Annotated in this window: 27 protein-coding genes; 12 read left to right on the top strand and 15 right to left on the bottom strand. The window is 66.6% G+C overall.

Features of this window, described 5'->3' with window-relative positions:
• Positions 1 to 58 precede the first annotated feature (58 nt).
• From J2Y63_RS23790 to J2Y63_RS23780, 3 genes are read left to right on the top strand one after another with little or no spacing between them, the layout of a single operon-like run.
• A complete protein-coding gene (locus J2Y63_RS23790; RefSeq protein WP_435268103.1) occupies positions 59 to 1,549 on the top strand; it encodes a sugar ABC transporter ATP-binding protein in 1,491 nt (496 codons plus the stop codon).
• A 1-nt stretch (position 1,550) separates the two neighbouring features.
• A complete protein-coding gene (locus J2Y63_RS23785; protein ID WP_435268102.1) occupies positions 1,551 to 2,561 on the top strand; it encodes an ABC transporter permease in 1,011 nt (336 codons plus the stop codon).
• An 11-nt stretch (positions 2,562 to 2,572) separates the two neighbouring features.
• Positions 2,573 to 3,547, top strand: coding sequence for an ABC transporter permease (locus J2Y63_RS23780; protein WP_435268101.1), 975 nt, complete (start codon positions 2,573 to 2,575; stop codon positions 3,545 to 3,547).
• A gap of 3 nt (positions 3,548 to 3,550) precedes the next feature.
• Here the strand turns inward: J2Y63_RS23780 and J2Y63_RS23775 are convergent, their stop codons facing one another.
• From J2Y63_RS23775 to J2Y63_RS23760, 4 genes are all read right to left on the bottom strand, one after another.
• Positions 3,551 to 3,976 carry a DUF1810 domain-containing protein gene (locus J2Y63_RS23775; RefSeq protein ID WP_435268100.1) on the bottom strand — a complete coding sequence of 142 codons (426 nt, stop codon included), beginning with the start codon at positions 3,974 to 3,976 and terminating at the stop codon, positions 3,551 to 3,553.
• 10 nt (positions 3,977 to 3,986) lie between these two features.
• Positions 3,987 to 4,244 (bottom strand): DUF982 domain-containing protein, encoded by a 258-nt coding sequence (locus J2Y63_RS23770; protein ID WP_256120385.1) that lies wholly within the window; start codon positions 4,242 to 4,244, stop codon positions 3,987 to 3,989.
• 72 nt (positions 4,245 to 4,316) lie between these two features.
• Positions 4,317 to 5,042, bottom strand: a complete 726-nt coding sequence (locus J2Y63_RS23765) for a 3-keto-5-aminohexanoate cleavage protein (RefSeq protein WP_435268099.1) — start codon at positions 5,040 to 5,042, stop codon at positions 4,317 to 4,319.
• 64 nt (positions 5,043 to 5,106) lie between these two features.
• Positions 5,107 to 6,438, bottom strand: coding sequence for an NAD(P)/FAD-dependent oxidoreductase (locus J2Y63_RS23760; RefSeq protein WP_435268098.1), 1,332 nt, complete (start codon positions 6,436 to 6,438; stop codon positions 5,107 to 5,109).
• Positions 6,439 to 6,574: 136 nt separating this feature from the next.
• Here J2Y63_RS23760 and J2Y63_RS23755 point away from each other — a divergent pair, with 136 nt between their 5' ends.
• The 5 genes from J2Y63_RS23755 to J2Y63_RS23735 are packed head-to-tail and all read left to right on the top strand — an operon-like array spanning position 6,575 to position 10,282.
• Complete coding sequence (locus tag J2Y63_RS23755) at positions 6,575 to 7,210, top strand: sigma-70 family RNA polymerase sigma factor (RefSeq protein ID WP_435268097.1); 636 nt, start codon at positions 6,575 to 6,577, stop codon at positions 7,208 to 7,210.
• Positions 7,207 to 7,860: a ChrR family anti-sigma-E factor gene (locus J2Y63_RS23750; protein WP_435268096.1), complete on the top strand. Its 654-nt coding sequence runs from the start codon at positions 7,207 to 7,209 to the stop codon at positions 7,858 to 7,860. The genes J2Y63_RS23755 and J2Y63_RS23750 overlap by 4 nt, the downstream gene beginning before the upstream one ends.
• A 3-nt stretch (positions 7,861 to 7,863) precedes the next feature.
• Positions 7,864 to 8,679 carry a DUF1295 domain-containing protein gene (locus tag J2Y63_RS23745; protein WP_435268095.1) on the top strand — a complete coding sequence of 272 codons (816 nt, stop codon included), beginning with the start codon at positions 7,864 to 7,866 and terminating at the stop codon, positions 8,677 to 8,679.
• On the top strand, positions 8,676 to 9,704 hold the full coding sequence (locus J2Y63_RS23740; protein WP_435268094.1) for an SAM-dependent methyltransferase: 1,029 nt from the start codon (positions 8,676 to 8,678) through the stop codon (positions 9,702 to 9,704). Before J2Y63_RS23745 ends, J2Y63_RS23740 begins: the two co-directional genes overlap by 4 nt.
• Entirely contained in the window at positions 9,701 to 10,282 is a 582-nt protein-coding gene (locus tag J2Y63_RS23735) for a hypothetical protein (protein ID WP_435268093.1), read from the top strand. The genes J2Y63_RS23740 and J2Y63_RS23735 overlap by 4 nt, the downstream gene beginning before the upstream one ends.
• On the opposite strand, the gene J2Y63_RS23730 is transcribed toward J2Y63_RS23735, so the two are convergent.
• Positions 10,247 to 10,648 (bottom strand): DUF2177 family protein, encoded by a 402-nt coding sequence (locus tag J2Y63_RS23730; RefSeq protein ID WP_435268092.1) that lies wholly within the window; start codon positions 10,646 to 10,648, stop codon positions 10,247 to 10,249. The two genes, J2Y63_RS23735 and J2Y63_RS23730, sit on opposite strands and share 36 nt — an antisense overlap.
• A gap of 122 nt (positions 10,649 to 10,770) precedes the next feature.
• Between J2Y63_RS23730 and J2Y63_RS23725 the strand changes: the two genes are divergently transcribed.
• Both J2Y63_RS23725 and J2Y63_RS23720 read left to right on the top strand, forming a co-directional pair.
• Positions 10,771 to 11,151 carry a DUF2147 domain-containing protein gene (locus J2Y63_RS23725; protein WP_256120376.1) on the top strand — a complete coding sequence of 127 codons (381 nt, stop codon included), beginning with the start codon at positions 10,771 to 10,773 and terminating at the stop codon, positions 11,149 to 11,151.
• Positions 11,148 to 11,972 carry a DUF1365 domain-containing protein gene (locus J2Y63_RS23720; protein WP_435268091.1) on the top strand — a complete coding sequence of 275 codons (825 nt, stop codon included), beginning with the start codon at positions 11,148 to 11,150 and terminating at the stop codon, positions 11,970 to 11,972. Before J2Y63_RS23725 ends, J2Y63_RS23720 begins: the two co-directional genes overlap by 4 nt.
• Before the next feature lie 12 nt (positions 11,973 to 11,984).
• Here the strand turns inward: J2Y63_RS23720 and J2Y63_RS23715 are convergent, their stop codons facing one another.
• From J2Y63_RS23715 to J2Y63_RS23690, 6 genes are read right to left on the bottom strand one after another with little or no spacing between them, the layout of a single operon-like run.
• Positions 11,985 to 12,923 (bottom strand): electron transfer flavoprotein subunit alpha/FixB family protein, encoded by a 939-nt coding sequence (locus tag J2Y63_RS23715; protein WP_435268090.1) that lies wholly within the window; start codon positions 12,921 to 12,923, stop codon positions 11,985 to 11,987.
• Between the two features lie 23 nt (positions 12,924 to 12,946).
• Positions 12,947 to 13,696: an electron transfer flavoprotein subunit beta/FixA family protein gene (locus J2Y63_RS23710; RefSeq protein WP_435268089.1), complete on the bottom strand. Its 750-nt coding sequence runs from the start codon at positions 13,694 to 13,696 to the stop codon at positions 12,947 to 12,949.
• Positions 13,697 to 13,714: 18 nt separating this feature from the next.
• A complete protein-coding gene (locus J2Y63_RS23705) occupies positions 13,715 to 14,572 on the bottom strand; it encodes a sugar phosphate isomerase/epimerase family protein (protein ID WP_435268088.1) in 858 nt (285 codons plus the stop codon).
• A 3-nt stretch (positions 14,573 to 14,575) separates the two neighbouring features.
• Complete coding sequence (locus J2Y63_RS23700; RefSeq protein ID WP_435268087.1) at positions 14,576 to 15,724, bottom strand: dihydrodipicolinate synthase family protein; 1,149 nt, start codon at positions 15,722 to 15,724, stop codon at positions 14,576 to 14,578.
• Positions 15,725 to 15,734: 10 nt separating this feature from the next.
• Positions 15,735 to 16,505 (bottom strand): 3-ketoacyl-ACP reductase, encoded by a 771-nt coding sequence (locus J2Y63_RS23695; protein ID WP_435268086.1) that lies wholly within the window; start codon positions 16,503 to 16,505, stop codon positions 15,735 to 15,737.
• Positions 16,502 to 17,644, bottom strand: a complete 1,143-nt coding sequence (locus J2Y63_RS23690; RefSeq protein WP_435268085.1) for an acyl-CoA dehydrogenase family protein — start codon at positions 17,642 to 17,644, stop codon at positions 16,502 to 16,504. The genes J2Y63_RS23695 and J2Y63_RS23690 overlap by 4 nt, the downstream gene beginning before the upstream one ends.
• Before the next feature lie 155 nt (positions 17,645 to 17,799).
• Between J2Y63_RS23690 and J2Y63_RS23685 the strand changes: the two genes are divergently transcribed.
• On the top strand, positions 17,800 to 18,816 hold the full coding sequence (locus J2Y63_RS23685; RefSeq protein ID WP_435268084.1) for an aldo/keto reductase: 1,017 nt from the start codon (positions 17,800 to 17,802) through the stop codon (positions 18,814 to 18,816).
• Between the two features lie 42 nt (positions 18,817 to 18,858).
• Here J2Y63_RS23685 and J2Y63_RS23680 read toward each other — a convergent pair whose 3' ends face one another.
• Positions 18,859 to 19,626, bottom strand: coding sequence for an enoyl-CoA hydratase/isomerase family protein (locus J2Y63_RS23680; RefSeq protein WP_435268083.1), 768 nt, complete (start codon positions 19,624 to 19,626; stop codon positions 18,859 to 18,861).
• Positions 19,623 to 21,194, bottom strand: coding sequence for an acyl CoA:acetate/3-ketoacid CoA transferase (locus J2Y63_RS23675; RefSeq protein WP_435268082.1), 1,572 nt, complete (start codon positions 21,192 to 21,194; stop codon positions 19,623 to 19,625). Before J2Y63_RS23675 ends, J2Y63_RS23680 begins: the two co-directional genes overlap by 4 nt.
• A gap of 128 nt (positions 21,195 to 21,322) precedes the next feature.
• Here J2Y63_RS23675 and J2Y63_RS23670 point away from each other — a divergent pair, with 128 nt between their 5' ends.
• Complete coding sequence (locus J2Y63_RS23670; protein ID WP_435268081.1) at positions 21,323 to 22,141, top strand: aldo/keto reductase; 819 nt, start codon at positions 21,323 to 21,325, stop codon at positions 22,139 to 22,141.
• Between the two features lie 424 nt (positions 22,142 to 22,565).
• Here J2Y63_RS23670 and J2Y63_RS23665 read toward each other — a convergent pair whose 3' ends face one another.
• Positions 22,566 to 24,161, bottom strand: a complete 1,596-nt coding sequence (locus J2Y63_RS23665) for a GMC family oxidoreductase (protein WP_435268080.1) — start codon at positions 24,159 to 24,161, stop codon at positions 22,566 to 22,568.
• Positions 24,161 to 25,657: an aldehyde dehydrogenase family protein gene (locus tag J2Y63_RS23660; RefSeq protein WP_435268079.1), complete on the bottom strand. Its 1,497-nt coding sequence runs from the start codon at positions 25,655 to 25,657 to the stop codon at positions 24,161 to 24,163. The genes J2Y63_RS23665 and J2Y63_RS23660 overlap by 1 nt, the downstream gene beginning before the upstream one ends.
• Positions 25,658 to 25,660: the final 3 nt, after the last annotated feature.

Here is a 25,660-nt window from a genome sequence, read left to right as displayed (position 1 = left end):
GTCCGTTCGGGTGTAGGTTGTGTGGCCCGTCCCGGAGGGCGGATAGAGGAGGACTTCCATGCTTCTGTCCATGCAGGGCATTTCCAAGGCGTTTGCCGGCGTGGCGGCGCTGAAAGCCGCTTCGCTGGAGGTGGAGCCGGCGGAGGTGATGGCGCTCGTCGGCCAGAACGGCGCCGGAAAATCGACGCTGATCAAGATTCTCACCGGCGTCTACCGCCGCGACGAGGGCACGATCGCCTTTGACGGCAGGGAGGTCGATTTCACCATGCCGGCCGAAGCCCAGGCCGCCGGCATCGCGACGATCTACCAGGAGATCAACCTCGCGCCGCAGCGCTCCGTGGCGGAAAACATCTATCTGTCGCGCGAGCCGAGGCGCTTCGGCCTGATCGACCACACCGCCATGCGCCGCGGTGCCGAGGCCGTGCTCAAAACCTTCAACCTGACGATCGACGTCGACCGGCCCGTCGCGCATTTCGATGCGGCGACCCGGCAAATGGTGGCGATCGCCCGCGCGGTGACGCAGAACGCCCGCCTCGTCATCATGGACGAGCCGACCTCGTCGCTGGACGAACGCGAGGTCGCCGTGCTGTTCGAGACGATCCGCACGCTGAAACGCTCCGGCGTGGCGGTCATCTTCATCGGCCACCGGCTGGACGAGCTCTACGAAATCTGCGACCGCGTGACGATCATGCGCGACGGCCAGACGGTGGCGAAAAGCCCGATGGCCGACATGCCCAAGATGGCGCTGGTGCGCCACATGCTCGGCAAGGAGCTTGCCGCCTTCCAGGCGATGGCGCCGGGCGAGGAGAAACCCGAGCGGCCCGTGCGCCTCGACGTGACGAATGCCGGAGCCGGCGTGCGGGTGCGCGATGTCAGCCTGACGGTGCGCGAGGGCGAGATTTCCGGCCTTGCCGGCCTGCTCGGCTCCGGCCGCACGGAGACGGCGCGGCTCATCTTCGGCGCGGACAAGATGGAGCGCGGCACGATGCGCCTGGCGGGCAGTGAGCGCACCTACCGCGAGCCGGCGGACGCGATTGCCGATGGCATCGGGCTTGTCTCCGAGGATCGCAAGATCGACGGCATCGTGCCGGACATGAGCATCCGCGAGAACATGACGCTGGCGCTGCTGCCGCGGCTGAAGAAGGCTGGCATCGTCGACCGCGCCCGGCAGGACGAGATCGTCACCCGCTATATCCGCGCGCTCGGCGTCAAATGCGCCTCGCCCGACCAGCCGATCAAGGAGCTTTCCGGCGGCAACCAGCAGAAGGTGCTGCTCGCCCGGTGGCTGGCAACCGACCCGCGCGTGCTGATCGTCGACGAGCCGACGCGCGGCATCGACATCGGCGCGAAATCGGAAATCCTCAAACTGCTGCGCAGCCTCGCCGACGAGGGGCTGAGCGTGCTGATGATCTCCTCCGAACTCGAAGAATTGCTGGCCGCCGCCGACCGCGTGACCGTGCTCAGCGACGGCACGTCGGTGAAGACCCTGCCGCGCAAGGATCTGAGCGAGGCGGCGTTGCTTGCCGCCATGGCCCATCAGGTGGAATGATATGACGACGATCGAAACCCCTGCCCCGCAGCCAGCTGGCGCGCTTTCCTCCGGCAGCCGGCTCTTCACGCTGGCGAGCCGCTACGGCACCTTCGTCGCCTTCCTGGCGCTGATCGCCGTCAACATCGCCATCACGCCGAACTTTTTGTCCTGGCAGACGCTGAACGTGAACCTCACCCAGGTCGCCACCATCGTCATCGTCGCGACCGGCATGACGCTGGTCATCGCCACCGGCGGCATCGATCTCTCCGTCGGCTCGCTGATGGCGATTGCCGGTGCCTTGGCGCCGATGATCTTCATGGGCCAGTTCTGGCCGGTCGAGAACATGGCGGTCGCCGTCACGCTCGCCTTGATCATCCCGGTGGTGGTCGCCAGCCTCTTCGGCCTGTTCAACGGGCTGCTCGTCACGCGCTTTTCCATCCAGCCGATCATCGCGACGCTCGTGCTCTTCATCGCCGGCCGCGGCATCGCGCAGGTCATGACCAACGGCAACCTCCAGGTCTTCAAGAACGAGGGTTTCCAGTTCATCGCCATGGGCCGCATTGCCGGCGTGCCGGCGCAGGTCGTGCTGATGGTCCTTGTCGCCGCGCTCGCCTTCGCGATGATCCGCTACACCGTCATCGGCCGCCAGATCATCGCGGTGGGCGGCAACGAGAAGGCCGCGCGGCTGACCGGCATCCCCGTCAAGCGCGTCAAGCTCTTCGTCTATATGGTGAGCGGGGCGCTTGCCGGCATTGCCGGCCTCGTCGTGGTGGCGCGGAATTCCGCGAGCGACGCCAACCTCGTCGGCCTCGGCATGGAGCTCGACGCCATCGCCGCCGTCGCCGTCGGCGGCACGCTGCTCACCGGCGGGCGGGCCAATATCGTCGGCACGGTGCTCGGCGCCTTCGTCATCCAGCTGGTGCGCTACACGCTGCTTGCCAACGGGGTGCCGGATGCCGCGGCGCTCATCGTCAAGGCGGGGCTGATCGTGCTCGCCGTCTTCATCCAGCAGCGCGCCGACAGGCATTGAGGGCAACCGCCATGCAGACCATCCTCCGCCCCTTCGCGATCAAATCCTCCGGCGACCTCGCCCGGCTTGGCGTCATGCTCGCGCTCGCCGGCCTCATCCTGTTCGGGGCGCTGCGCTACGACAATTTCCTGTCGTCCTTCAACATCCTCTCTTTCCTGCGCTACAATTCCATGTTCGCGCTGATCGCGCTCGGCATGGCCTTCGTCATCATCACCGGCGGCATCGATCTTTCCGTCGGCGGCACGGCGGCGATGGCGAGCGTGGTGGCGGCGCTGTTCTCGCCCTATCACTGGGCGGCCGGGCTTCTCGGCGGCATGGCGGCGGGCCTTGCCGTCGGCGCGCTCAACGGCTTCATCATCACGAAAATGCGCATCCAGCCCTTCATCGCCACGCTCGCGACCATGCTGGCGGCCTATGGAACGGGGCTGTTGCTCGCCGACAACCAGTCGGTCTCCGTCTCCTACGACACCGGCTTCACCGTGATCGGCCAGGACGACTTTCTGGGCTTCCCCATCCCCGCCTGGATCGCGCTTGCCGCCTATGTCCTCGGCTGGCTGGTGCTTGAAAAGCTGCCGGTCGGCCGCCATGTCCTGGCGATCGGCGACGGCGAGGCGACGGCGGGGCTGATGGGCCTCAAGGTCGAGCGCACGCTGGCCGCCGTCTACCTCGCCTCCGGCGTGCTTGCGGGCCTTGCCGGCGTCATCCTTGCCTCGCAGTTCGGCGCCGGCCAGCCGACGGAAGGCGTGGGCTGGGAGCTGTTCGCCATCGCGTCCGTGGTGGTGGGCGGCACGCTGCTCACCGGCGGCTCCGGCTCGGTCGGCGCCACGCTTGCCGGCGCGCTGCTGCTCGCCATGGTGTTCAACATCCTGAACTTCGAAAACGGCCTCGGCTGGATCTCGCTGTCCGCCTATTGGCAATCCGTCATCCGCGGCGCCTTCCTGCTGGTCGTGGTGGTGTTGCAGGCCAAGCTGATGGCGCGGCGCTGAGCGTCACGCGTTCAGCAGCGCCAGCGTCTGCGCGTCGCGCACGCCATCGCAACAGGTCTGCAAGGCCTGGGTGAAGAGCGGGCCTTCTCTGGATGCGACCGCAAACAGCGTCATCGACGAGCGGAACTTCTGGTCGTCGGGCGAGCCGAAGATCTCCAGCAGCGAGCGGCCCTCGACCGAAAGCACGGCCTGCGTCGCCAGCCGAAGCCGCTCGGACAGCACCGGGTCGGCGAGATAGGCCTGTGCTTCGCCCAGCGAGGCGATGCCGAAATGCCGGGAGGCCGGTGAGCGGCCGAGCCCGCGCATCTGCGGGAAGACGAACCACATCCAATGGCTGCGCTTACGGCCGGACCGAAGCTCCCGCAGCACCGTCTCGAACACCGGCGCCTGCGCCAGCTTGAAACGGTCGAGATCGTGGGGAGGGTCCATGTCCATCGGCCTAGTCGAGGATGCTCGCTTCGACACAGGCGCGGATGAACGCCTCGCGGGCGGTCTCGCAAGGCTTACCGTTCTCCATCGCGTCGGCGCAGAGCGTGCGGGCATTGTCGAAGGCCCGCCCCCGGTGCGCCGGCCAGCGGAAATGCAGGTAGTTCATCGCGTCATGCGGGCTGCGAACGGCTTCCGCCGCGCCATAGCCGATCCGTACGAACACGGGAGAAAGCCAACGGACGTCGTTGCGAAGTGTCGTCATCGTCATATGAATATGCCCCAATTCCGGCACCGGAATGCGAAGGCATGCCCCAGGGTTCCCGACGGCGAAGGATTTTTTTCAGGCGGCGGGCGGAGGCGCCCGGAAGATGGCGACCGCGGCGCTGACAAGGGCCGCATTGTCCTCGGCAACGGTGCCGTCCGGCAGGTGTTTTCCGTCCTCCAGCCCCACCCGCGTCGACCAGCGGCGCGCGCGGGCTTCCACCACGAAGGGCCACACCGTGGCGTCGCTGCCGTGCAGCAGGATGGGCCGTCGCAGGCCGGCATCTGCGAGCGTCGTGGCGATGCCATCGGCGACCGCCATGGCGCGCGCAAGGTCCTGCTCATCGATCTCGATGAGGATGCGCAGCACGCGGGCGTGATCCGTCAGGGACAGCAGCCGCTCGGCATCGGCGACGCTCGCGAGCCCCGCCTCGATGCCGACGCCGCGCTCGCGCAGAAGCGCCATCACGGCGGGGGCATCCGGCTCGGAGAGGTTGACCGAGGCGTAGTCGGGCAGCTCGCGCCAAGCGGAAATCCGCCGGCGCGTCTCGGCCTCGTCGCCTTCGATCCAGGCGCCGGTCGACACGCCGATGAGCGTGCCGGGGCAGGCGTGGCGCAGCGCCAGCATGGTCTCGTCGATGGCGGCAAGGGATTCGCGGCCGTCCGCGCGGGGGTGGATGTGGAGTTCGGCGGCACCGGCCGCGATGGCGAGCAGGCTGTCGCGCACCATGGCCTCGACATCGAGCGGCAGCCGCGGGTGAAACGCGCTTGGCCGCGCGCCATTGATGCAGGCCTGGACGATCATGGGCATGCTCCTGATGGGTTTTCCCGGAGAATGCCCGCACCGCGCACGCGGAGCAACGGTCTTTCTAGACCTGCTGCAAGGTGCGGAAAATGCGGTCAGATTCGCCCGCCACCGTCCAGGGCCGGGTCGTGCCGCCGAGGCTTTCGCCCACCGCAAGCCCGGCCTGGATGGCATCCTCGTGGAAACCGGAGCCGAAATAGGAGCCGCAGAACCAGGTGTTGGACTGGCCCTGCAAGGACCAGAGTTCCTTTTGCGCGGCGAGCGTGGCGGCGTTGAACAGCGGGTGCTGGTAGACGCCGCGCCAGACCACCGTCTCCTCCGCCGGCGCATGCAGCGGGCTCAGTGTGACGAAGAGCGCGCGATCGGCCGTCACGCCCTGCAGGCGGTTCATCCAGTAGGTGACGCAGGGCTTGCGCCGCTTGCTGCCGTCGCGGGCGGATTGTGCCAGATAGTTCCAGCTCGACCAGACCCGGCGGCGGCGCGGCATCAGCGTCTCGTCGCTGTGCAGCACGGTTTCGTTGAGGCCGTAGGAGAAGGCGCCGAGCAGGTCGTTTTCCCGCTCCGACCGATCGGTTAGCAGCGCCAGCGCCTGGTCCGCATGGGCGCCGATCACCACATGGTCGAACCATTCCGGCTCCGCCCCCGGCGTCGAGATTTCCACCGCGCCATTGACCCGGCGGATGGCGGTGACGGGCGCGCTGGTGCGGATGCGGTGGCGGAAGGGGGCGATGAGCTTGTCCACATAGGCGCGGCTGCCGCCCTCGACGGTGCGCCAGATCGGTCGGCGGAAGAATTTCAGCAAGCCGTGGTTTTCGCAGAAGCGCACGAAGGAGACGGCCGGGTAATTGCCGATTTCGAGCGCCGGCGTCGACCAGATCGCAGCCGCCATCGGATAGAGATGGTCCTCGCGGAAGGCCGTGCCGAAGCCGGCGCTGTTCAGGTAATCGTCGAGGCTTGCAGAGGGATCGAGGGCGCGCACGCTCGCCGGCGCTTCGCGGTAGAAGCGCACGACATCGCGCAGCATCGACCAGAAGCGCAGGCTCGCGAGATTGCTGCCCTGCGCGAACAGGCCGACGAGGTTGGTGCCGGAATATTCCAGCACGCCGTCATCCATGGAGACGGCGAAGGACATGTCGGAGGCTTTTGTCGGCACGTCGAGATGGGAAAACAGCGCCGTCAGGTTGGGATAGGTGCGCTCGTTATAGACGATGAAGCCGGTGTCCACCGCCGCCTGCCCGGCCTCCACCGTATGGCAATGGCCGCCGATGCGCGCCTCCGCCTCGAAGACCGTGACCTCGTGGCGCTGCGACAACAGCCAGGCCGCCGAAAGGCCGCCGATGCCCGTGCCGACGACGGCGATCCGGAGGGGTCGGTCGGATTGGGAAACATGTCGCATCGCGATCCTTATGGGGGCTGTCGATTTGGTAGTGGACTTTCTGTAGGTTCTACGAAAACGGTGCCGTACCGGATCACTCGTCAAGCCGCGTCAGGGGGAGATGATCCGGCTTGAGGCCCGCCGCGTAGAAGGATGCATGTATGACGCTTCGAACCAGATCGACACGCAGGAAAGGCCGGCCCCGCCCGCCGGCATGCGGCGTGCCGTCATGAATGCCGCCGATCCGCGCGCGCCGACGCCGGAGGTGCTCGCCAGCCTTCTTGCGGCGGTGGCCGATGATCGCGACCGGCAGGCCTTCGCCGCGCTGTTCCGGCATTTCGGTCCACGCCTGAAGACCTTCTTCCTGCGCTCGGCGATATCGTCGGGCGTGGCGGAGGACCTGGTGCAGGAGACGATGCTGAACGTCTGGCGCAAGGCCTCCTATTTCGACCCGGAGCGCGCGGGCGTGGCGACATGGGTCTTCACCATCGCCCGCAACTTGCGCATCGACCATCTGCGGCGGCTGCGCAATCCGGCGACGCTGCCGGTCGATGCCGAGGACGCGCCGTTTTCCATCGAGGATGGGGTGATCGGCGCCGAGCGCGACGAGCGGGTGCGCCGTGCGCTCACCACCTTGTCCACGGAGCAGCAGACGATCATCCGCCTGTCCTATTTCAGCGAGAAATCGCAGACCGAAATTGCCGGCGAGCTGGGCATTCCGCTCGGCACGGTGAAATCTAGAACACGCCTGGCGATGAACCGCCTACGCGCGCTGCTGGAAGACGAAACATGAGCTCGAAACACCACCACGCCACCGACGAGACCCTGATGCGCTACGCCGCCGGCACGCTGGCCGCAGGCCCTGCGATCGTCGTCGAAGCGCATCTTGCCGGCTGCCCCGCCTGCCGCGCCCGCGTCGCGACCTACGAAGCCGTCGGCGGCGCGCTGCTTGAGGAGATCGAGCCGACGCAACTCTCGGAAACCGCCTTCAACGACGTGCTGGCGATGATCGACGCGGAGGACGAACCGGCACCGAGGCCGCAATCACGCAAGCCCGTCGAGATCGAGGGCGTGCGCCTGCCGGATGCACTGGGCGGCTGCGACATCGGGCGCTGGCGCTGGATCGGCCCCGGCATGCGCATGAGCCGCGTCGGCGTGCCGCACGATCCCGATGCCAACCTGATCCTGCTGAAGATCGCGCCCGGCCGCGCCCTTCCCGATCACGGCCATGCCGGCACGGAATTCACCTATGTCGTGGCCGGCGCGTTTACCGATCGGTTCGGCACGTTCCGGCCGGGCGACATGGCGGAAATGGACGAGGACGTCGAGCACCAGCCGGTCGTCGATCGCGACGGCGACTGTATCTGCCTTGCGGCGATGGAAGGCCAGATGCGCTTCAAGGGTTTCATCGGCCGCATGCTGCAACCGATCTTCGGGATCTGAGCCATGGCGCCGGCGGCCCTGTTCCTCTTGCTCGCCGTCGCCCTCTCGCTCGCCATGACGGGCGCCTGGCTTGTCGTGGTGCGCGGCGCCAGTTCCGGCTGGGTCGATGCGACCTGGTCCTTTCTCGTCGGTGCCGCCGGCATCGCGGTGGCGCTCACCCCGGTCGCGGGCTGGGAGGGTGATGTCCAGCGCCGCCTCGTCGTCGCCCTCATCGCCGTGTTGTGGTCCTGCCGGCTCGGCTTTCACATCGTGCTGCGCACGCTCCATGGCGGCGAGGACCCGCGTTATGCACGGCTCAAGCAGGAATGGGGCGACCGCTGGAAAGGCCGCCTGTGGTTCTTCCTCCAGATCCAGGCGGCGGCGGCGCTTCTGCTCGCCGCGACCATCTTCCTCGCCGCCCGCAACCCGGCGCCCGGTCTGCGCTGGAGCGACATTGCCGGCATCGCCATCCTCGTCGCGGCCGTGCTTGGCGAAGGCCTGGCGGATGCGCAGCTCGCGCGCTTTCGCGGCGATCCTGCCAATCGCGGCAAAGTCTGCGATGCCGGGCTCTGGGGCCTCTCCCGCCACCCCAACTACTTTTTCCAGTGGCTCGGCTGGACGGGTTACGCCGTCATCGCCATCGGCCCGGCCGGCACATGGCCGTGGGGCTGGGCGGCCCTTGCCGGACCCGCCTTCATGTATTGGCTGCTCGTCCATATCTCGGGCATCCCGCCGCTGGAAGCCCATATGCTGCGCTCGCGCGGGGTCGCCTTCGCCGCCTATGCCAAGCGCGTGAACGCCTTCTGGCCCGGCTTCAACACCAAGGAGAGACCGTCATGAACCTCGCCGTTACCGCGATTGCCGCCGCCGAGCGCCTGCCGCTTCCCGACAGCGCGCTGCGCTTCGGCATCGACCGCCTCGTCGGCCGCACCAGCCGCGTGCTGACGGGCGGCGGCGTGGCGGACCGGGATTTCGCCAAGGCCATGGAGGCCTTTCCGATCGCCGTGCACACCGATGCGGCAAACGAGCAGCATTACGAACTGCCGCAGGATTTTTTCGCGTTGGCGCTCGGCCCCCGCCGCAAATATTCCTCCTGCCTCTATCCGACCGCCGAGACGACGCTTGCCGAGGCCGAGATCGCCGCGCTGGACGAGACCTGCGCCCATGCCGCGCTCGAAGACGGGCAGGACGTGCTGGAGCTCGGCTGCGGCTGGGGCTCGCTCTCGCTGTTCATGGCGGAGCGTTACCCGGCCTCGCGCATCGTCTCCGTGTCGAATTCCGCCTCGCAGCGCCACTTCATCGAAGGCGAAGCAACGCGCCGCCGCCTGACCAACCTCACCGTGATCACGGCCGACATGAACGCCTTCCAGCCGGGCGAGACATTCGACCGCATCGTCTCGGTGGAGATGTTCGAGCACATGTCCAACTGGCGGAGCCTGCTGTCGCGCGCCCGCTTGTGGCTGCGGCCGCAGGGGCGGCTGTTCCTGCATGTCTTTTCGCATCGCGCCAGCGCCTACCGTTTCGACCATGCCGACAAGGCGGACTGGATCGCCCAGCATTTCTTCACCGGCGGCGTCATGCCGAGCCACGGGCTGGTGCGCGAATTTTCCGACAGTTTCATCGTGGAAAAGGACTGGCGCTGGAACGGCCGGCACTATGAGCGCACCGCGCTCGACTGGCTGAAGAATTTCGACGCCAACCGTGCGGCGATCCGGGCGATCTTTGCCGACACCTACGGCGCCGACGCCATTCTTTGGATGCGCCGCTGGCGGCTGTTCTTCCTGGCGACGGCCGGCCTCTTCGGCCATGCGAACGGCGAGGAATGGGGCGTCAGCCACTACCTGCTGCGCCCCGCCGCCCAATGAGGCCGCTCCGCGCCCTCAGCGCCTATGCCCACCACCCGGACCCGCGGGTGGCGGCGGCAAACCTCATCGCGCTCATCGTCGCGTCCAACCAGCCGTTCTATCCGCTTTATCTTTATTGGCTGGTCGGCGGGGATATCACGCCCGGCTGGTTCACCTTCCTCTCGACGCCTTTCTTCCTCGCCGTGCCGGCGGTGGCGCGCTGGAACACGATTGCCAGCCGGGCGCTGCTGCCGCTCGCCGGCATCGGCAATACGGTGCAATGCGCCTGGCTTTTCGGCGTCCCATCGGCCGTCGAGATCTTCCTGCTGCCCTGCGCGATGATCGCCCTTCTGCTGCTTCGCCCGAAGGAGCGCATCTACGGCCTGGCGCTGGCGGGGCTCGCCTTCCTCGCCTTCATGCTGAACGACAGCTATGGCCCGCCCATGGCAGCCTACAGCGCGGAGCAATATGCCGCGCTCGCGCGGCTCAACGTGGTGAGCGCCGGCATGCTGACGGCTTTCGTCGCCCTCATCTTTTCCAACAGGCTGGCCGAGGCGGAAGGATCAGTCGAACCGGCTGGCGGCCAAAAATCCGGCTGAGGCGCCGACCGCGGTGACGAAAGCGCCCCAGGGCAGGTCGGCGAGCGTCACGGCGAGCGGCCAGTCCCGCAGCGTCGCCTGGTTGGTGAGGTCGTAGGTGGCATAGGCGACGAGGCCGAGCACCGCGCCATTGAGCGCCGCCTTGGGCAGCCCGCCGCCCTCCAGCGCCGGGATCACCGCGAAGAAGACGATGCCGGCAATATAGATCACATAGAAGCAGATCGCCGGCACGAGCTTGAACTGCGTTTCCAGCTTGTCGGCGAGCAGCGGGCGGTAGAGCGCATCGGCCATCGTGCTCAGCCAGATCGCGTCCACGATGAGAAAGACGAGGCCGGCCGCGAAATAGGCGATGATGAGGGTCTTCATGAGGTGCTTTCCGTGGGGTTCATGATGTCTACGCCGCACCGCACGCGCCGGATCACTCGTCGAGTGAACCGATCGCCTGCGCGCTGCGTATGTGCGGGAAAGCAAGCAAGGAGGATGACGCGATGAAGACGCCGATTTTGGCACCCTTTGCCCTGCTGCTGCTCACGGTCAGCGCCGTGGGTGCGCAGCAATCCGCCGATCCGAGTGGCGTGTGGCTGCGCGACGACGGCAATGCGCGCGTTCGTATCGCGCCCTGCGGCAACGATATCTGCGCCACCAACCTGTGGATCGGCGATACCAGCAAGGGCGAAGCGGCCGGCGACGTTCTGGTCATGTCGCTGAAGCCGAAATCCGCCGATACGCTGTCCGGATCGGCCTATGACAAGAAACGCGACCGCACCTATTCCATCACCGTGCAGGTCTCCGACGGCGCGCTTTTGACGCGCGGCTGCATTCTGGGCGGCGTGCTCTGCCGCAACGTGCGCTGGAAATCGGCGCAATGAAGGCTGAGCGCATCACCAGCGTCGAGGAGAACGGCCCGCCGCCCGACGCGGCCGGCACGCTCTATCCCGGCAAGGTGATGCACCAGCGGCTGAAACCCTTCGGCCATCGTTTCAGCTATTCGGTCTTCGCGCTGCTGGTCGATGTCGACCGGCTCGGCGAACTCGGCCGCCTCTCCCGCCTGCTCGCCGTCAACCGGCCGGGGCTGCTGTCGTTTCGCGAAAGCGACCATGTCGAGGCGGACGGCGAGACGCTGCGCGGTTTCGCCGACCGGCTACTGGCGCAGGCGGGCGTGGAGGTGCCGGCGGCGCGCATCCTGTTGCTCGCCTATCCGCGCATGTTCGGCTATGTCTTCAACCCGATCTCGACCTATTTCGCCTATGACGCGGCGGGCGAGCTGCTTGCGATCATCTATGCGGTGCGCAACACCTTTGGCGAGCGCCACAGCTATGTAGCACCGGTGCTGCCCGGCGAGGCGAGCCCCGCCGGCATCCGCCAGACGCGCACGAAGATCTTCCATGTCTCGCCGTTCATCGAGATGGGCATGCGCTACCATTTCCGCATTCTGCCGCCGGGAAAGACCGTGCGGCTGCGCATCCACGAGACCGCCGGCAGCGAGCCGCTGCTTGCCGCCACCTTCAACGGCGACGCCATGGCGCTGACCGGCCCGAACCTCGCCCGATACCTGCTGCGCTTCCCCTTCATGACGCTGAAGGTGATGGCCGGTATCCATTGGGAAGCACTGAAACTCTGGCTGAAGGGCGCCCGGTTCCACGCCAGCCCCCCACCCCCCGCCACCGCGAGTTTTCGCGACGAGGGGTGAGCGTGGCGCGTATCAACGCGCGCCGATGGCCTTTTCGAATTCCGGCAAAGCCTCGAAAATATCCGCCACAAGCCCATAGTCGGCGACCTGGAAGATCGGCGCCTCCTCGTCCTTGTTGATCGCCACGATCACCTTGGAGTCCTTCATGCCGGCCAGATGCTGGATGGCACCCGAGATGCCGCAGGCAATGTAGAGCTGCGGCGCAACCACCTTGCCCGTCTGCCCGACCTGCCAGTCGTTCGGCGCATAGCCGGCATCAACCGCAGCACGAGAGGCACCAACGGCAGCGCCGAGCTTGTCGGCAACGGGAAGGATGACCTCCTGGAACTTTTCAGACGAGCCAAGCGCACGCCCGCCCGAGATGATGATCTTGGCAGACGTCAGCTCCGGACGATCCGACGAGGACAGCGCGTCCTTGACGTGGGTCGAGAGACCGGGGTTGGCTGCAGCGGAAACGCCCTCGATCGCTGCGCTGCCGCCCTCGCCGGCTGCGGCGAAGGACGCCGTGCGCACCGTGATCACCTTCCTGGCGTCGGTGGACTGAACCGTCTGGATGGCATTGCCCGCATAGATCGGACGCTTGAACGTATCGGCAGAGACGACCTCGATGATTTCCGAGACCTGCGCGACGTCGAGAAGGGCTGCCACGCGCGGCAGCACGTTCTTGCCGACGGAGGTCGCGGCAGAGACGATCGCCTCGTAGCTGCCGGCCAGCGAGACGATGAGCGCTGCCAGCGGTTCTGCCAGGTTGTTGGCAAGGGTTTGATCCTCTGCGACGAGGACCTTGGTCACGCCCGAAAGCTTTGCCGCCTGCTCGGCCGCAGCCTTGGCACCGGCACCTGCGACGAGCACATGCACGTCGGAACCGATCTTCGATGCCGCCGTCAGCGCCTTCGCCGTCTGGTCGGAAAGGTGGGCATTGTCGTGATCTGCCAGAAGAAGAATGGCCATGGTAATGTTCTCCCTTTCCTGCCTTACAGCACGCCGGCTTCGTTCTTGAGCTTGTCAACGAGTTCGGCGACGCTCTTGACCTTGACGCCTGCCTTGCGGCCGGACGGCTCTTCGGTCTTCAGCACCTTGAGGCGCGGGCTCGTGTCGACGCCGAAGTCGGCGGGCGTCTTCTTGTCGAGCGGCTTCTTCTTCGCCTTCATGATGTTGGGCAGCGAGGCATAACGCGGCTCGTTGAGGCGCAGGTCCGTCGTGACCACGGCCGGGAGCTTCACTTCGATGGTCTGGAGACCGCCGTCGACTTCGCGGGTGACCTGTGCAGAGCCATCGCCGATCTCGACCTTCGAGGCAAACGTCGCCTGTGCCCAGCCGAGCAGCGCCGAGAGCATCTGGCCGGTCTGGTTGCTGTCGTCGTCGATCGCCTGCTTGCCGACGATGATCAGGCCAGGCTGTTCAGCTTCTGCCACACCCTTGAGGATCTTGGCCACGGCGAGCGGCTCGACGGCATCCTCCGTCTCGACCAGCACGGCGCGGTCGGCGCCCATGGCGAGTGCGGTGCGCAGCGTCTCTTCGGCCTTCGCCGGACCGATCGACACGACGACCACTTCCGACGCCTTGCCGGCTTCCTTCAGCCGCAAGGCTTCCTCGACCGAAATCTCGTCGAACGGGTTCATCGACATCTTCACATTCGAAAGCTCGACACCCGAGCCATCCGCCTTCACGCGAATTTTGACGTTGTAATCAACGACCCGCTTGATGGGCACCAGCAGTTTCATAAAGAATCTCCTAAATCGTCAGCAGAGCGCGCGAAAACGCTCGACCATCACATCGAGGACCCCGCCGGGGTCCCGTTTCCACCAATTGTTCGCGGAAAAGATCTCGACCTCGCACGGCCCCGCATAGCCGACGCCCTCGACGCTGGTGCGGATCGCCTTCAGGTCGGCGACGCCGTCGCCCATCATGCCGCGGTCGAGCAGCACGTCGCGCGTGTCGGCGAGCCAGTCGCACAGGTGGTAGCCGAAGATCCGGTCTTTTCCCGCGCGGCGCAACTGCGCATCGAGGTCCGTGTCCCACCAGACATGGTAGACATCGACGGCGATGCCGAGGTTCAGCGCGCCGACCGTTTCGCAGAGATCGACGGCATCGCGCACCGTCGTGAGGCAGGAGCGGTTGCCGGCATAGACGGGATTGAGCGGTTCGAGCGCCAGCTTGACACCCCGCTCCGCCGCATAGGGCGCGATCTCGGCGACACGGTCGGCGACGATCCTCAGGCTTTCCGCCGTGCCCCTGGTGCCCGGATGCACGCCGCCGACCACGATGGTCAGCACGTCGGCGCCAAGCCCCGCCGCCATGTCGATGGAGGCCTTCGCCTCGTCGATGACGGCAATCCTGTCCACCGCTTCCGTGCCGACCAGAAACGGCGTGCGGCAAAGCCCGGCGACGGAAAGACCCGCCGCCCGCGCCCGCGCGCCGATCTCCACGGCCCGCGACCCGATTTCCCGTCGCCAGAAGACGATGGCGCCAAAGCCACGCTCTGAGCAGGCATCGATCACCCGCTCCGGCGACCAGCCCGCACCATGGCCTTCGAGATTGTGCCCGAGGCTCGCGGTGTTGAGCGCAAGTGCCGAATGATCGCTGGAAAAATCCCGCATCGCCTAGGCCCCGTAGAGCGCAAGCAGCTTCTTCATGCGCTCCACGGCCAGCTCCGGATCGCGCAGCAGGCCGCACTGGTCGGCATGGCGGAAGAGGTCCACGAAATAGGGCAGCGGCCGCATGGCCTGCGCGCCGTTCAACATAATGAAATGGTCCTGGAACCCATTGAGCCAGGCGAGGAAGACGACGCCCGTCTTGTAATATTGCGTCGGCGCGCGGAAGATCAGCCGGGCGAGCGACACGGTCGGATCGAGCGTCGCACGGAAGCCCGCCTTGTCGCCCTCGCCCAGCCGCTCCACCGCGTAAGCAGCTGCGGGCGCCAGCGGATCGAAGATGCCGAGCAGGGCATGGGAAAAGCCCTCCTCGTCGCCCTCGATCAATTCGGGATAGTTGAAGTCGTCGCCCGTATACATTTTCACGCCCGCCGGCAGGCGGCGGCGCATGCGGATTTCCTTCTCCTTGTCGAGAAGCGAGATTTTTATGCCGTCCACCTTGGCCGTGTTCCCGGCGATGACGGCGAGCGCCGTCTGCATGGCGGGGTCGAAATCCGCGCTGCCCCAGTAGCCGGCCAGCTGCGGATCGAACATGTCGCCGAGCCAGTGCAGGATCACCGGCTCGTCGCAGGCCGACAGCACGTCCGAATAGATTTTGACATAGTCCTCCGACCCTTTGGCGACGCGCACCAAGGCGCGCGAGGCCATCAGGATGATGCGCCCGCCGAGCTTCTGGATGGCGTCGGCCTGCTCCAGATAGGCGCGACGGACATCGTCGAGGCTGGTCACCGAGGAGGGGTCGAGATGGTCCGTGCCGCAGCCATTGGCGACCAGCGCATCCGGCAGCTCCTCGCGCGTGCGGCGGATGAGCTCCAGCGCGCCCGGCCAGTCGAGGCCCATGCCGCGCTGCGCGGTGTCCATCGCCTCCGCAATGCCGAGCCCGAGGCCCGCGAGGTAGCGGCGGAATTCCATGGTCTTTTCCCAATCGACCGTGGCGCGGCCCGAGGGATCGTTGGCGGTGAACGGATCGGCCACCACATGGGCGGCAGAATAGACGGTGCGGGCCGGGTTCCTGCCGAGTTTGGCCGCGGCGATCGGCTGGCCCGTCAGGGTGTAGTCCGAGAGGCGGCCGGCGGTATCGGGAAGCGCGATAGTCATGAAAAAACCCTCAGAAGCGCGGGACGAGCATGCCGGCATCCGCCGGGATGGTGAGGCCGGTGGTATAGGGAAGCCGCCCCGACGCAAGCGAGGCGACCAGCGTGCCAATATCGTCGGGCTGGCCGACGCGGGGAAACAGCGTCAGGCCCTGCTCCGCCCGTTCGCGATAAGCGTCGATCACCGGCGCGGTCATCTCGGTGGCGATGAGGCCGGGCTGCACGTCATAGACGGCGATCTCCTCGCGCCCGAGCCGCACGGCGAGCGCCTTGGACACCATGGCGGCGGCGGCCTTGGAGGCGCAATATTCCGAGCGCTGCTCGGCCACCGCGACGGCATTGGACGAGGTAATGTTGACGATCGAATGAAAGAGCGGCGGCCGTTCGCGCGCCAGCAGGCGCCGGGCGAAGGCCTGGCTCAGGAAGAACAGCGCCTTGGCATTGACGGAAAAGCAGCGGTCCCAGCTTTCCTCCGACACGTCCATCATGTCGCCACGCTGGAGTACGCCGACGCCGGCATTGTTGACCAGCGTGGTGAGCGGGCCGAGCTTTTCCTCGACGGCGTCGAGCGCGGCTTCGTGACCGGCGATACTGGTAACGTCGAAGGGGGCGGCAATGACCGGCACGCCCAGCGCCGCAATGCGCGCGACCGCCGCCGACAGTTCCGCATCCTCGGCCGGGCCGTTGACAGCGACGGCAAAACCCTGGCCTGCGAGCGCTTCGGCCACCGCCAGCCCGATGCCGCGCGACGAGCCGGTGACCAGCGCGACCGGCCGGGCACTCATGCCCGCGCCCCCTTCTTCAAGAGTTCGCGCGCGATGATCATGCGCTGGATCTGGTTGGTGCCCTCGTAGATCTGCGTGATCTTGGCGTCGCGATAGAGCCGCTCCACCTCGAAGCCGCGGATGTACCCCGAGCCGCCAAACACCTGCACGGCATCGGCAGTGCGCTGCACGGCCATGTCGCCGGCAAAACATTTGGCGATCGAGCAGGCCTTCGTGGCGTCCGCGCCGGAATCGATCTTCGAGGCGGCGGAGTGCACCAGCAGGCGCGCGGCCTCGATATCCTTCGCCATGTCGGCGAGCAGCCATTGCACGCCCTGGAAATCGGAAATCGCCTTGCCGAACTGTTTTCGCGTGCCGGCATAGTCGAGCGCGGCTTCCAGGCCCGCCTGGCCGATGCCGACGGCAAGCGAGGCGATGCCGACGCGACCCTTGTCGAGCACCGACATCATCATGTGGAACCCGCGGCCTTCCGTGCCGAGCAACGCATCGGCGGAGAGGCGAACATCGGCGAAATTCAGCGCGCCGACCTGGCTGGCGCGCTGGCCCATCTTGTGTTCCTTCGGGCCGCGCTCGACGCCGGCCGCATGCAGGTCGACGATGAAGATCGACATGCCGCGGTTGCCGGCGTCCTTGTCGGTGCGCGCCAGAACGAAGCCGTAATCGGCGACCGGCGCATTGTGGATCCAGATCTTGCCGCCATCGAGCCGCCAGCCGTCGCCATCGCGCACCGCCGTCGTGCGAATGCCCGAGACATCGGTGCCGGCCTCCGGCTCCGTGATGCAATAGGCGACCTTGGCGCGCATGCCGAGAATGTCGGGAAGCAGCGCCTGCTGGCGCTCCGTGCCGTGGCGCACCAGCAGGGTCGAGATCAGCTCGACGAGGCCGCACTGGTCGGCGACGGAGGCGTAGCCGCGGCTCAGCTCCTCCATCACCAGCGCGTAGGTGAGCGTGTCGAAGCCCGGGCCACCGAGCGCCTCCGGCACGCCGATGCCGAACAGGCCGAGCTTGGCCATCTCGTCATAGAGGGCGGCGGGGAAACTCTCCTCGCGGTCCAGTTCCTCGGCCAGAGGGCGGATCATTTCATCGGCGAAGGCGCGCGCCATGTCGCGCACCTGCTCCTGTGTTTCCGTGAGATACATCGGCTTCGTCTCGCTTCTAGTAACTATCTGGTTACATACATGTGACGGATGCACGACGTCAAGCCGGAAAAATTTCCAAACGTGCACGAACCTGCTTGCACAGGGGGTTGGGCCGTGCTTACTATTCACCATATGGTTACTTATGGAGGATAAGTATGCACGCGAGCGACAAGCGAAAATTCGGCCGCACGGATATCGAGGTCACCAGCTTCGGCTTCGGCACCGCCCCCCTCGGCAATATTTTCCACGAGATCGACGAGGCGACGGCCGCGGCCATGTTCGAGCACGCCTGGGATGCCGGCGTGCGCTTCTTCGACACCGCGCCGATGTATGGCCATGGCCTGGCGGAGCTTCGCACCGGCCATGCGCTGCGCTGGAAGGAGCGTGACGATTTCGTGCTCGCCTCGAAGGTCGGCCGCCTGCTGCGCCCGGCCCGGCGCGACACGATCGATTTTGCGCCCTGGAAGAACGCCGCGCCCTTCACCATGCATTTCGACTATAGCTACGACGGCACGATGCGCGCTTTCGAGGACAGCCTGCAACGGCTGGGGCTGGAACGCATGGAGATGTGCTTCATCCACGACATCGACGTTTTCACGCGCGGTGACGCGCAGCCGGAGGTCTTCGAGCAGGCTATGGATGGCGCCTGGCGGGCGCTCGAAAAGCTGCGCTCGGAAAAACTGGTGAAGGCGATCGGCGTCGGCGTCAACGAATGGCAGGTCTGCCATGAGGCGCTGAAGCGCCGCGATTTCGACTGCTTCCTGCTGGCCGGCCGCTATACGCTGCTGGAACAGGACGCGCTCGACGCCTTCCTGCCGCTCTGCGAGGAACGGGGTGCGGCCGTCGTGGTCGGCGGCGGTTTCAACTCGGGCATCCTTGCGACAGGCGCGAAGGAAGGCGCCAAATACAATTACGCCCCGGCGCCGCGCGAAATCCTGGAAAAAGTCGCCAGGATCGAGGCCGTCTGCGCCGAACACGGCGTGCCGCTGGCCGCCGCCGCCCTGCAATTCGTGGTCGCCCACCCGGCCGTGCCGTCCTTCATGGCGGGCACGCGCACGGTGGAGCAGCTGGACCAGAATCTCGCCTGGTTCTCCCACCCGATTCCCGGTGAGTTCTGGGTGGATCTGAAACGCAAGGGCCTGTTGCGCGAGGACGCGCCGGTGCCGGCCTGAGCCTGCTGCCCGCGCTGCCTGGCGGCGCGGGCGTGCTGTCCGCTAAAACGCCGGCGGCCGCTTTTCCCGGTAGGCGGCAAGACCCTCCGCGAGGTCGGCCGATGCCGCGGCCGCGGCACCCGCCAGCGCCTCGACGACACGGGCATTCTCCTCGCCTTCGGCGGCGTTGATCAGCATTTTCGTGAGCTCGGTGGCGCGGGGTGCGCGTTTCAGCACGCGCTGGGCGGCGCCTTCTGCCGCGGCCGGGCCTTCGCCCGTCGCCACGACCTGATCGACGAGCCCGAGCGCCAGCGCCTCTTCCGCGGAAAAAACCTCGCCGAACAGCGCCATGCGACGCACCAGCGATGGCCCGAAACGCCGCGCGGCGCGCTGCGTGCCGGACCAGCCGGGAATGATGCCGAGGCCGGGCTCCGGCTGGCCGATCTTCACATGGGCTTCCGCAATGCGCAGATCGGCGCAGGCCGCAAGCTCCAGCCCGCCGCCGAGCGCGTGGCCGTTCAGCACGGCGATCAGCGGCGCGCTGAGGCGCGCCAGCGCATCGAAGGCATCATGCCCGTCGCGCAGCCAGCGCCGCGAAAAGACCTCCGCATCGAGGTTGCTCCACGCCGCGATATCACCGCCCGCGGAAAAGGACCGCGCGCCCTCGCCGGTGAGAATGGCGACGCGCGCATCCGACCGCTCGATATCGCGGCAGGCCTGCAAAAGCGCGTCGACCATTTCGGCGTCGATGGCGTTCAGTTTTTCCGGGCGGCGCAGCGTCAGCCGGGCGATGCGGTCCTCGACCACCAACTCAACGCGCGGGTCGCTCACAGGGCGAGACCCATGGTCTCGGCGCGGAACAGCGCGGCGTCCATGGTCTTCAGCGTCTCGGAGACCCTGAGTGGCGTGGCCGCCTGGTCGAGCACGTCGCGCTGGAGATCGAGGCCGGGCGCGATTTCGGTGACGACCAGCCCATCCGCCTCAAGCCGGATGACGCAGCGCTCGGTGACATAGGTAATGTCCTGCCCCTGCGCACGGGCGCGTTTGCCGGAAAAACTGACCTGGTCGACCTTCGGCACGATCTTGGCGATGCGGCCCTCCTTGTCGATGACCAGCCGGCCATCCTCGATGTGCATTTTCGCGCCCGCATTGAAATTGCCGGAAAACACGATTTTTTTCGCCCGCGCGGTGATGTCGACGAAGCCGCCGGCGCCGGCGGTGCGGTGCGGCGTCGCCGCCAGCCGGCTGACATTGACCGAGCCCTCGGCATCGATTTCCAGGAAGGACAGCAGCGAACAATCGAAGGCGCCGGCCTGGAAGTAACAGAACTGGTGCGGCGAGGCGACGAAGGCCTCCGCATTGGAGGCGCAGCCGAACTTGAAATCGAGCAGCGGCACGCCGCCGACGGCGCCCTGCTCGATGACCCAGGTGATCTTGCCGTGGTGGCCTTCCTCGATGAGGATGCGCGGCACATTGGCCGAAATGCCGAAGCCGATATTGACCGCCCAGTCCTCCCTGAGCTCCCGCGCCACGCGCCGCGCAATCACCTTGCCGACATCGAGCGCCGGAAGGCGGAAGGTGTCGAGCGGGCGGAATAGTTCGCCGGAAATTGCCGGATCATAGGGCGTGGCCGTCGTCTGCAACTGCTCTGGCGCCTCCACGATGACATCGACCAGAATGCCGGGCACGCGCACGTCGTGCGGTCGCAGCGAGCCGCTCGCCGCCACGCGCTTGACCTGCGCGATGACGAGGCCGCCGGAATTGCGCGCGGCAAGCGCCATTTCCATGGCGCCGAGGGTCGCACCCTCCTGCTCGAAGGTCAGGTTGCCCTTCTCGTCGGCGGTGGTGGCGCGGATGATCGCGACATCGGGCCGGATGGCCGGGAAATGCAGCCAGTCCTCGCCGGCGAATTCCACGCGCTTGACGAGGGGTGCGGCCCGCGCGCTGGCATTCATCGCGCAGCCGTCCTGATCGGGATCGACGAAGGTCTCCATGCCGACCTTGGTCAGCACGCCCGGGCGCTTGGCAGCACCCTCGCGCAGCATGTCGAAGACGATGCCGGAGGGCACGTTCCAGGCGGCGAGTTCTTCCTTCAGGATCATCTGCCAGATCAGCGGCGGCTCGGCATTGCTCGGCCCGGAGGGGTAGGAGCCGCCGATGATCTTTTCCAGCATGCCGGGCTTGGCGATGTGGTCGACGCCTTTGGTGCCGAAGAAATCGCCGGCTGCGATCGGGTGGACGGAGGTCAGCCCGCGCGGATGGCCCTCGTGATCGAAGCGCTCGCCGAGCGCCTTCAGCACGGCATCCGGGCAGCACAGGCCCGAGGAAGAATTGACGGCGACGACCGCGCCATCCTTGACGAGCCTGGCCGCCTCCTCCGCGGTCTTCACCTTCTTCATGGCCGAATCCTCCGATCTCCATTGCATTAAGTAACTAACTAGTTATACATTAAGCACGGCCGGAGCAATCGGGCAAGCAAGATTTTCGCGCCCGCACCGCCGGCGCATCGACCAGCCAAGGAGGAGGCATGAACATCTATTTCCAGAAGAGCTTTCAGCGCGGTTTCGGCACCTATCCGCTGAAGGGCGACGACCTGCGCGCCGCCGTGGACGCGGCCCTTGAAGCCGGCTACCGGGCGTTCGACACGGCGCAGATGTATGGCAACGAGGCCGAGACCGGGGCGGCCCTTGCCGCCGGCGGCGTCGCCCGCGCCGAACTCTGCATCACCACGAAGGTGCATCCGGACAATTACAGCGCGGAGAAATTCATCCCCTCGGTGGAGGCGAGCCTCGCGGCGCTGAAGCTCGACCGCGCCGATGTGCTGTTGCTGCACTGGCCGCCGGCCGATGGCGATGTCGCCCCGTCGCTGCGCCTGTTGCAGGAGGCCTATGACAAAGGCCTGGCGGGCGCAATCGGCGTGTCGAACTATACGGCGCGCATGATGCGGGAGGCGAAAGCGGTCGTCGATGTGCCGCTCGTCACCAACCAGGTGGAGTTCCACCCACTGCTCGACCAGAACAAGCTCCTCGCCGCGGCGACGGAGACCGGCATTCCGCTCTCGTCATACGCCTCGGTGGCGCGCGGCGAAGTCTTCAAGCACGGGCTTTTCGCCGAGATCGGCGAAGGCTACGGCAAGTCGGCCGCCCAGGTCGTGCTGCGCTGGATCCTCCAGAAGGGCGTGCCGCTCAACACCATGTCGACGAAGCCGGCGAACATCCGGGCGAATTTCGAGATCATGGATTTCACCCTCTCCTCCGTCGACATGGCCCGCATCGACACCCTCAACACCACCGGCTACCGCATCATCAAGCCGGGGCTTTTGCCTTGGGTGCCTGAGTGGGATTGATTAAAAAAGGGCGGCCACCGTGCCGCCCTCACTGTGCAGCGAGCCTCGCCACACCCTCCACGTTATCCTGAGGCTCGACCCGAGGATCCATGTGGCACCCGGGGCATGGATGCTCGGGTCAAGCCCGAGCATGACGGAGGAGAGGCTTGGCGCCTTTGGCCAACGAACTCAGCGCATGTGGACCAATGATTTCAGGGCGGCCACTGTGCCGCCCTTTGCTGTGCAGCGAGTCTTGCCACACCCTCCACGTCATCCTCGGGCTCGACCCGAGGATCCATTTGGCACCCGGGGCGTGGATGCCCTGGTTAAGCCCGAGCATGACGGAGGAGAGGTTTGCGCCCTTGGCCCAACGAACTCAGCGCGTGGGGGCCAATGAATAAGGGCGGCCGTTGGGCCGCCCTCTTTGCTTGGGAGTCAACGTGGATCAAGCATTGCCGCGGATCATGTCCGCCGCCTTTTCGCCGATCATGATCGTCGCCGCATTGGTGTTGGAGCCGACGAGGCTGGGCATGGTGGAGCTGTCGCAGATGCGGATGCCGTCGAGGCCGTGCACGCGCAGTTGCGGATCGACCACCGACAGGGCGTCGCGTCCCATCTTGCAGGTGCAGGTCGGGTGGTAGGAGGTGCGGCCGAACTGGCGCGTATAGGCGATGTAATCCGCCTCCGTGCGCACGCTCTTGTCCGGGAAATGCAGGGCCTTGATGTATTTCTGCAAGGACGGCTGGGCGAAGATTTCCTGGCTGATTTTGACACCTTCGACCGAGATCCTGATGTCGTCGGGATCGCTCAAAAAGTTTGGGTCGATGACCGGCAGCGCGCGGGGATCGGCTGAGCGCAGCGTCACCGTGCCGCGCGATTTCGGCCGCAGCGTATAGGAATTGAGCGTGATGCCGGAGGAGCCCTTCGGCACGCCGGGAACGCCGGCTTCCGCACCCGCGCCTGCGAGGAAATGGAATTGCAGGTCCGGCGTGGGGTTCGTCTTGTCGCCATACCAGAAGGCGCCGCCCTCCACCACGTTGGAGGTAATAGGACCGGACTTGAACAGCGCATATTGAATGCCCGCCCAGATCGACCAGTGCAGCTTGTTGTACTTGTCCAGGCTGTCGTGGTTCTTCAGTTCCGCGACGATATCGACGCCGAAATGGTCCTGCAGGTTCTGGCCGACGCCGGAGAGGTCCTGCACGACATCGATGCCGTGGCTCTTCAGCGTATCGGCCGGGCCGATGCCCGAGAGCATCATCAGCTTCGGGGTGCCGATGGCGCCGGAGGTGACCAGCACTTCGCTGTCGGCGCGCGCCGTCCGGCGCTTGCCGTCCACCTCGAAATCGACGCCCACGGCGCGGCGGCCTTCGAAGACCACGCGCAGCACGAGCGCGCCGGTGACCACTGTCAGATTCTTGCGCTTCAGGGCCGGGCGCAGGTAGCCGACGGCGGCCGAGCAGCGGCGGTTGTCGCGCGTCGTGGTCTGGTAGACGCCGGCACCTTCCTGCACCGGGCCGTTGAAATCCGGATTGTAGGGAATGCCGAATTCCTGGCAGCTCTGCACGAAGGCGCGCGTCATGCGCTGGGGTTCTGGAATGTTCGAGACGCCGAGCGGGCCATCCGTGCCGTGCCAGGCGCCGGAGAGGATGGAATTGCCCTCCGAGCGCAGGAAATATTTCTGGATGTCCCTGAAACCCCAGCCCTCAGCGCCCTCCTCCACCCAGCGATCGTAATCGCCGGGCACGCCGCGGGTGAAAACCTCGGCATTGATGGAGGACCCGCCGCCGAGCACCTTGGCCTGCGCGTAGAGGATCTCGCGGTTGTTGGCGTGTTTCTGCGGCGCGGTCTTGAGGCCCCAGGTGAGCGGCCCGGTCGTCATCTTGGCGAAGCCGACGGGCATGTGGATCAGCGGGTTGGTGTCACGCCCGCCCGCCTCTATCAGGCAGACGCGCGCGGACGGATTTTCGGACAGCCGCGCCGCCAGCACGCAACCCGACGTGCCACCGCCGACGATCACATAGTCGTAGCCCTCTGCCATCATGCGATCCAATGCGTGCGCTTGCCGATCTCGATATGAACGGATTTCACCTGCGTGTACTCCTCCACCCCGTAGACGCCCGCCTCGCGGCCCCAGCCGGATTGCTTGAAGCCGCCGAGCGGCATTTCGGGACCGCCCGCCATGATCGTGTTGACCCAGAAGCGCCCGGCGCGAACCCGGCGGCTCACCGTCAGCGCCTTATCGATATCCTTCGTCCAGACGCTCGCCGCAAGCCCATAGACCGTATCATTGGCAAGCTGGATGGCTTCTTCCACCGTGTCGAAGTGCATGGAGCACAGAACGGGGCCGAAAATCTCGTCGCGGGCGATCGCCATGTCGCGCGAAACGCCGGAAAACAGCGTCGGCGCGATATACTGGCCGCGGCCGAGATCGACCGGCCCGCCGCCGGCGAGCAACGTCGCGCCCGCCGCCTTGCCCTTGGCGATATAGTCGAGGATCGTGGCGTTCTGCGCTTCCGTGGTGATCGCGCCGACCTGCGTCGCCTCGTCCAACGGATCGCCGACGCGGATCTTGGCCATCTTCTCCACCAGTAGCTTTTCGAACTCGGCGGCGACGGAGCGCTCGACGATCAGCCGCGAAGAAGAGACGCAGCACTGCCCGGTGTTGAAGCTGATGCCGAAGGCGGCGCCATCGGCGGCGTCCTCCAGGTTGGAATCGGCGAAGACGACGATCGGGTTCTTGCCGCCAAGCTCCAGGCCGAGCTTCTTGAAATTGCTGTCGGCGGCGGCGTGCACGCAGGAGCGGCCGACCGCCGTGGAGCCCGTGAAGGAGAGCATGTCGACGTCCGGGTGCTCGGACAAAGCCTGGCCGATGGTGCGGCCGGAGCCGGTGACGACATTGTAGACGCCGGCGGGCAGGCCCGCTTCCGCCAGCACTTCGGCGAGCAGCAGCGTCGTGGCGGCGGTGACTTCCGAGGGCTTCACGACCATGGTGCAGCCGGAGGCGAGGATGAAGGGCACGCGCTCGCAGAGAATGAGGAACGGGAAGTTCCACGGCGTGATCAGGCCGACGACGCCGATCGGCTCGCGAAGCACCATGCCGAAGAGATCGTCGCCGAGCGAGTTGAAGCTGTCGCCGTGCAGCAGGCGGGCCGCACCGGCGCCGACCTCGAAACAGGCGATGCAATGGTCGATCTCGCCGCGCGCCTGGGAGATCGGCTTGCCGTTTTCGAGCGCCTCCCAATAGGCGATCTCGTCGCGGCGGCGGCGCAGCCCTTCGGCGACGCGCAGCAGCACGCTGCCGCGTGCGGCACCCGAAAGGCCGGACCAGCGGCGATCCTCGAAGGCGCGGCGGGCGGCGGCGACGGCGCCGTTGAGGTCCTCCACCGTGCAGCGCACCGTGCGCGTGACGGGCGTGCCGTGGCCGGGCGAGGCACGCTCGAAGTGCTCCGCGCCGTCCTTCCACTCGCCATCGACGAAGAAGCCGAAGGTGCGCGCTGCGGTCGGGGGCGAAAGGAACGGGGTCTTCTGGTCCATGGG

Source organism: Shinella sp. BE166 (assembly GCF_051201095.1).
In the GTDB taxonomy this organism is placed as follows: Bacteria; Pseudomonadota; Alphaproteobacteria; order Rhizobiales; family Rhizobiaceae; genus Shinella; species Shinella lacus.
The sequence above is the reverse complement of the archived record's forward strand: the minus strand, read 5'-3'. Positions and strand labels throughout refer to the sequence as shown.

Excerpts from the sequence above, each read along its gene's own strand:
- J2Y63_RS23685 (WP_435268084.1), top strand. The coding sequence starts at position 17,800 with ATGCACGCGAGCGACAAGCGAAAATTCGGCCGCACGGATATCGAGGTC.
- J2Y63_RS23780 (WP_435268101.1), top strand. The coding sequence starts at position 2,573 with ATGCAGACCATCCTCCGCCCCTTCGCGATCAAATCCTCCGGCGACCTC.
- J2Y63_RS23760 (WP_435268098.1), bottom strand. The coding sequence starts at position 6,438 with ATGCGACATGTTTCCCAATCCGACCGACCCCTCCGGATCGCCGTCGTC.
- J2Y63_RS23745 (WP_435268095.1), top strand. The coding sequence starts at position 7,864 with ATGGCGCCGGCGGCCCTGTTCCTCTTGCTCGCCGTCGCCCTCTCGCTC.
- J2Y63_RS23775 (WP_435268100.1), bottom strand. The coding sequence starts at position 3,976 with ATGGACCCTCCCCACGATCTCGACCGTTTCAAGCTGGCGCAGGCGCCG.
- J2Y63_RS23660 (WP_435268079.1), bottom strand. The coding sequence starts at position 25,657 with ATGGACCAGAAGACCCCGTTCCTTTCGCCCCCGACCGCAGCGCGCACC.
- J2Y63_RS23670 (WP_435268081.1), top strand. The coding sequence starts at position 21,323 with ATGAACATCTATTTCCAGAAGAGCTTTCAGCGCGGTTTCGGCACCTAT.
- J2Y63_RS23675 (WP_435268082.1), bottom strand. The coding sequence starts at position 21,194 with ATGAAGAAGGTGAAGACCGCGGAGGAGGCGGCCAGGCTCGTCAAGGAT.
- J2Y63_RS23770 (WP_256120385.1), bottom strand. The coding sequence starts at position 4,244 with ATGACGATGACGACACTTCGCAACGACGTCCGTTGGCTTTCTCCCGTG.
- J2Y63_RS23790 (WP_435268103.1), top strand. The coding sequence starts at position 59 with ATGCTTCTGTCCATGCAGGGCATTTCCAAGGCGTTTGCCGGCGTGGCG.
- J2Y63_RS23695 (WP_435268086.1), bottom strand. The coding sequence starts at position 16,505 with ATGAGTGCCCGGCCGGTCGCGCTGGTCACCGGCTCGTCGCGCGGCATC.
- J2Y63_RS23710 (WP_435268089.1), bottom strand. The coding sequence starts at position 13,696 with ATGAAACTGCTGGTGCCCATCAAGCGGGTCGTTGATTACAACGTCAAA.
- J2Y63_RS23750 (WP_435268096.1), top strand. The coding sequence starts at position 7,207 with ATGAGCTCGAAACACCACCACGCCACCGACGAGACCCTGATGCGCTAC.
- J2Y63_RS23755 (WP_435268097.1), top strand. The coding sequence starts at position 6,575 with ATGTATGACGCTTCGAACCAGATCGACACGCAGGAAAGGCCGGCCCCG.
- J2Y63_RS23765 (WP_435268099.1), bottom strand. The coding sequence starts at position 5,042 with ATGATCGTCCAGGCCTGCATCAATGGCGCGCGGCCAAGCGCGTTTCAC.
- J2Y63_RS23700 (WP_435268087.1), bottom strand. The coding sequence starts at position 15,724 with ATGACTATCGCGCTTCCCGATACCGCCGGCCGCCTCTCGGACTACACC.
- J2Y63_RS23665 (WP_435268080.1), bottom strand. The coding sequence starts at position 24,161 with ATGGCAGAGGGCTACGACTATGTGATCGTCGGCGGTGGCACGTCGGGT.
- J2Y63_RS23720 (WP_435268091.1), top strand. The coding sequence starts at position 11,148 with ATGAAGGCTGAGCGCATCACCAGCGTCGAGGAGAACGGCCCGCCGCCC.
- J2Y63_RS23715 (WP_435268090.1), bottom strand. The coding sequence starts at position 12,923 with ATGGCCATTCTTCTTCTGGCAGATCACGACAATGCCCACCTTTCCGAC.
- J2Y63_RS23740 (WP_435268094.1), top strand. The coding sequence starts at position 8,676 with ATGAACCTCGCCGTTACCGCGATTGCCGCCGCCGAGCGCCTGCCGCTT.
- J2Y63_RS23735 (WP_435268093.1), top strand. The coding sequence starts at position 9,701 with ATGAGGCCGCTCCGCGCCCTCAGCGCCTATGCCCACCACCCGGACCCG.
- J2Y63_RS23730 (WP_435268092.1), bottom strand. The coding sequence starts at position 10,648 with ATGAAGACCCTCATCATCGCCTATTTCGCGGCCGGCCTCGTCTTTCTC.
- J2Y63_RS23785 (WP_435268102.1), top strand. The coding sequence starts at position 1,551 with ATGACGACGATCGAAACCCCTGCCCCGCAGCCAGCTGGCGCGCTTTCC.
- J2Y63_RS23725 (WP_256120376.1), top strand. The coding sequence starts at position 10,771 with ATGAAGACGCCGATTTTGGCACCCTTTGCCCTGCTGCTGCTCACGGTC.
- J2Y63_RS23690 (WP_435268085.1), bottom strand. The coding sequence starts at position 17,644 with ATGTATCTCACGGAAACACAGGAGCAGGTGCGCGACATGGCGCGCGCC.
- J2Y63_RS23705 (WP_435268088.1), bottom strand. The coding sequence starts at position 14,572 with ATGCGGGATTTTTCCAGCGATCATTCGGCACTTGCGCTCAACACCGCG.